This window comes from Kitasatospora sp. NPDC127067, assembly GCF_042724755.1.
In the GTDB taxonomy this organism is placed as follows: domain Bacteria; phylum Actinomycetota; class Actinomycetes; order Streptomycetales; family Streptomycetaceae; genus Kitasatospora; species Kitasatospora lactacystinica.
The window spans coordinates 1-4,569 of the sequence record NZ_JBHXEM010000250.1; the positions used below are offsets into that span (position 1 = coordinate 1).

The following is a 4,569-nucleotide window of genomic DNA, read 5'->3' on the forward strand; positions in this document are numbered from 1 at the left end:
CCTCCACCAGGCGTTCGAAGGGGACGTCCTGGTTGGTATACGCGTCCAGTGCGCGGCCCTTGACCTGTCGGAGCAGCTCACGGACCGTCGGGTCGCCGCCGAGGTCGGCGCGCAGGACGAGGTTGTTCAGGAAGAACCCGACCAGCTCCTCGGTCTCCGGCCGGTTCCGTCCCGCGATCGGCACGCCGACCGCCACGTCGGACTGCCCCGAGTACGTGGAGAGCAGCACCTGGAACAAGCCGAGCATCACCATGAACAGCGTGCAGTCCTCGCACCGCGCCAGCCCCCGCAGCCCACCGGTCACCTCGGCCGGCACCGCGAACTCAAAGCTCGACCCACGCCCCGACCGCACCGAAGGCCGCGGCCGGTCCGTCGGCAGCTCCAACGGCTCCAGACCCGCCAACGCCTCACGCCAGTAGGCCAATTGGGGATCAACTGCCGATTCCCGCAGCCGGTCCCGTTGCCAGATCGCAAAGTCGCCGTACTGGACCGGCAGCGCCGCAAGGTCGGGGGCGCGCCGCTCGCACTCGGCCGTGTACAGCTCGGACAGCTCCTCCGAGACCAGCCGCATGGACCAGCCGTCGGACACGATGTGGTGCAGCACGACGAGGAGCAGGGTCTCGTCCTCGCCGACCCGTACCAGCACCGCCCGCACCGGCGGTCCAGCGGCGAGGTCCATCGGCCGGAACGCCTCGCGCCGCACCACCTCCAGCGGGTCGGCCCCGCCGTCGAGCCGCGTCAGCGCGAAGCCGCCGGGCTCGTCCACGATCTGGCGTGCGTCGCCGTCCGGGCCTGCCACGAACCGTGTCCGCAGCACCTCGTGCCGCTCGACGAGCTGCGCGAACGCCCGCTCCAGCGCACCCGCGTCGACGGTGCCGTGCAGCCGTACGGCCAGGGGCAGCAGGTACTCGGCGGAGCCGGCCAGCAGCTGGTCGAGGAACCAGAGCCGCTGCTGCCCGAAGGACAGGGGCGGTTCACTGCCCACGGCCCTCGGCGCCAACGGGGCGGGGTCCGCCTCCCGGGGTGCGCCGGCCAGGTGTGCGGCGAGGCCGGCCACCGTCGGCCGGGCGAAGAGGTCACGTACCGGCACGTCCACGTCCACCTTGCTCGCCAGGCCGTTGACGACACGCATCGCGAGGAGCGAATGGCCGCCGAGTTCGAAGAAGTTGTCGTGGATGCCGACCCGGTCGACGCCGAGCACATCGGCCCAGACCCGGGCCACCACCCGCTCCACCGGGGTGCGCGGGGCGACGTACGGCTCGCCCGGTTCGGGCCGTTCGGCGTCGGGGACGGGCAGGGCCTTGCGGTCCACCTTCCGGTTCGCCGTCAGCGGCAGCCGGTCGAGGAGGACGACAGCACCGGGCACCATGTACTCGGGCAGGCTCCGCGCGCACCATGCCCGCAGCTCGGACACGTCCGGGCCGTGGGCGGCGTCCTGGGCCGTCACGCAGTAGGCCACCAACCGCTTCACCCCGGGAACGTCCTCGCGCACGATGACCACGCACGAGGTCATGGCCGGGTGCTCCATCAGCGCCGACTCGACCTCGCCGAGCTCGATGCGGATGCCCCGGACCTTGACCTGGTGATCGATGCGGCCGAGGAAGTCGAGCGTGCCGTCGGGCAGCCACCGTACGAGGTCACCGGTGCGGTACATCCGGGTTCCCCGCGGGCCGTAGGGGTCGGGTACGAAGCGTTCGCCCGTCAGCTCCGGGCGGCGCAGATAGCCGTGGGCGAGGCCTGTGCCCGCCGCGTACAGCTCGCCGGCCACGCCGGGCGGGACGAGTCGGCGGTGCCGGTCCAGGACGTACAGGCGGGTGTTGCCGACGGGGCGGCCGATGGGTGCGACGCTCGGCCACTGCCCCACATCGGCGGGCAGCAGGTGGTCGGTGACGCCGTGGGTCTCGGTCGGGCCGTACCCGTTGTGCAGGGCGCACCAGGGGTGGCGGGTGTGGAAGCTGCGGGCCGAGTCGCCGAGGACGTGGGTGTCGCCGCCCTGGGCGATCACGCGCAGCTCCGGGAGCACGGCTCCGGTCGCGTTGGCCGCCTTGTAGAACTCCTCCAGGACGAGGTTCGGGGCGTTGAGCTCGTGGATGCCGTACCGCTCCAGCCAGCGCACCAGGTCGACCGGGTCGGTGCGGACGCTCTCGGGGGCGACGACCAGGCACTTGCCGTACAGGAGCGCGCTGAGGATCTCGTAGGGGGCGATGTCGAAGCTGATGGTCGCGAACTGGGCGACCCTGCCGTGCGGTTCACCGGGCGTTGCCGAGCGCAGCCAGGACGTCAGATTCACCAGGCCGGTCCCCGGCATCACCACACCCTTGGGACGACCGGTGGATCCCGAGGTGTACATCACGTAGAAGGGGGTGTCCTGGGTGAGGGGCCCGAGGCGCTCACCGTCGTCCGGGTCGGTCGACGGGCCGGCGGCCAGCTCCGTCGCGCACTCCGGGTCGTCCAGGACGATCCGGAGCGGCCCTGCGGGGAGCGCGCTCCGGACGGCGGCATGGGTGAGGATGCAGGCCGGCCGGGCGTCCTCGATCATGTAGGCGATCCGGGCGGCCGGGTACTGGACGTCGATCGGCAGGTAGGCGGCGCCGGTCTTGGCCACCCCGAGGAGGGCGGCGATCAGATCGACGGACTTGGGCAGAGCCAAGGCCACCACGCCTCCCGGTCCGGCGCCGGTGGCGATGAGGCGGTGGGCGATTCGGTTGGCGCGCCGATTGAGTTCGCGATAGCTGACCTCGACGTCCCCGTGGATCACGGCGGGCGCGTCCGGGGTCGCGGCAGCCTGCGCCTCGAAGAGGGCGGGCACGCTGTCGGCGCTCAAGGGGTGGTCGGTGTCGTTCCACTCCACGAGGAGCTGGTGCCGGTCGGCCGCGCTGAGCATGTCGAGCGCACTCAGCGGGGCTCCGGGTGTCTCGACTGCCATGGCCAGCAGGTTCTGGAAGTGCCTGGCCATCCGCTCGGCCGTGGCCCGCTCGAACAGGTCGGTGCTGTAGCTGAGCAGTCCCTGGAACGTCCCGGCGGATTCCTGGAGGACGAGCGTGAGGTCGAACTGGGCACCGTCCAGGCCGGTGCGGAGCGGTTCGCTCTCCAGGCCGGGGAGGTCCCACACCTGGTCGGAGGGGTTCTGCGGAGTGAGCATCGCCTGGAAGAGCGGCGTGCGGCTGAGGTCGCGTTCCGGTGCGAGGTCCTCCACGATCCGCTCGAAGGGGGCGTCCTGGTGGGCGTAGGCGCCGTGCGCCGAGCTCCTGACCCGGCCCAGGAACTCCTCGAACGTCGGGTCACCCGACAGGTCCGCGCGGATGACGAGGGTGTTCACGAAGAAGCCGATCAGGCCTTCGGTCTCGCTCCGGTTGCGGCCCGCCGCAGGCACCCCGACGGCCACGTCGTCCTGACCGCTGTACTTGGCGAGGTGGAGCTGGAACACCGCGAGGAACGCCATGAAGGGGGTGACGCCCGCACGGCGCGCCAGTCGCCGCAGACCGTCCGACACCTCGGCGGGGACGGTGAACTCCACGCTCGCACCGGCGCCCGTACGCTGCGGCGGCCGCTGGCGGTCCGTGGGCAGTTCCAGCGGTTCCAGGCCGGCCAGCCGGTCCCGCCAGTAGGCCAGTTGACGTTCCAGGAAGTCGCCGCGGAGCCGGTCCCGCTCCCAGACAGCGAAGTCGGCGTACTGGACGGGAAGTTCAGGAAGCGAGGGGGCGCGGCCCTCGACGGCCGCCGCGTAGAGCTCCCCCACCTCCTTGGCAAGGACCGAGGTCGACCAGTCATCGGAGGCGATGTGGTGCAGAACCACCAGAAGGAGGTGCGAATCGGCTGCCTCACGTACCAGGACCGCCCGCAGCAGCGGGCCGCTCTCCGGGTCCAGTGGCCTGCGGGCCTCCTCCCGTACCAGTCGGAGCGCCTCGTCATCTCCCGCCGCATCCCACTGCTCGACTACGAACTCGACGCCCGGGACGATCAGTTGGCGCGGCTCCTCGTCGCCGTCCCGGACGATCCGGGTGCGCAGCACCTCGTGCCGCTGCAGCAGTCCGCTGAAGGCGGCGTCGAGGGCAGGGACGTCCACGACACCACGCAGCCGCACGACCTGGTGGGTCAGCAATTGACCGCTGTCGGGCATGAGCTGGTGCAGGAACCACAGACGCTGCTGTCCGAACGACAGTGGGGCTTCCCGGTCCTTGAGGCCACGCGGTTCCAGAGGGGGAGCCACAGCGTCCGACAACTGCTCCACCCGCTCGGCCAGCGCGGCGACGGAGGGGCAGGCGAACAGATCGCCGACGGCGAGGTCCAGGCGCAGTTCGTTCGTGATCCGGTTGACCACGCGCAGCACCAGCAGTGAGTCGCCGCCGAGTTCGAAGAAGTTGTCGTGGATGCCGATCCGGTCGATGCCGAGTACGTCGGTCCAGGCTCGGGCGATGACCTGTTGCACGGGGGTGTGCGGGGGGACGTACTGCTCGTCGAGCTGGGGTCGCTGGGTGTCGGGTGCGGGCAGGGCCTTGCGGTCCACTTTGTTGTTGGTGGTCAGTGGGAGTTGGTCGAGGAGGACGAAGGCGCTGGGGACCATGTAGT

1 protein-coding gene is annotated in these 4,569 nt (G+C 71.1%); it reads right to left on the reverse strand.

The genetic code is table 11. The features are described 5' to 3' along the window. A partial coding sequence (locus tag ACFWJ4_RS40870) for an amino acid adenylation domain-containing protein (RefSeq protein WP_380554352.1) occupies nucleotides 1–4,569 on the reverse strand: 4,569 nt, incomplete at both ends.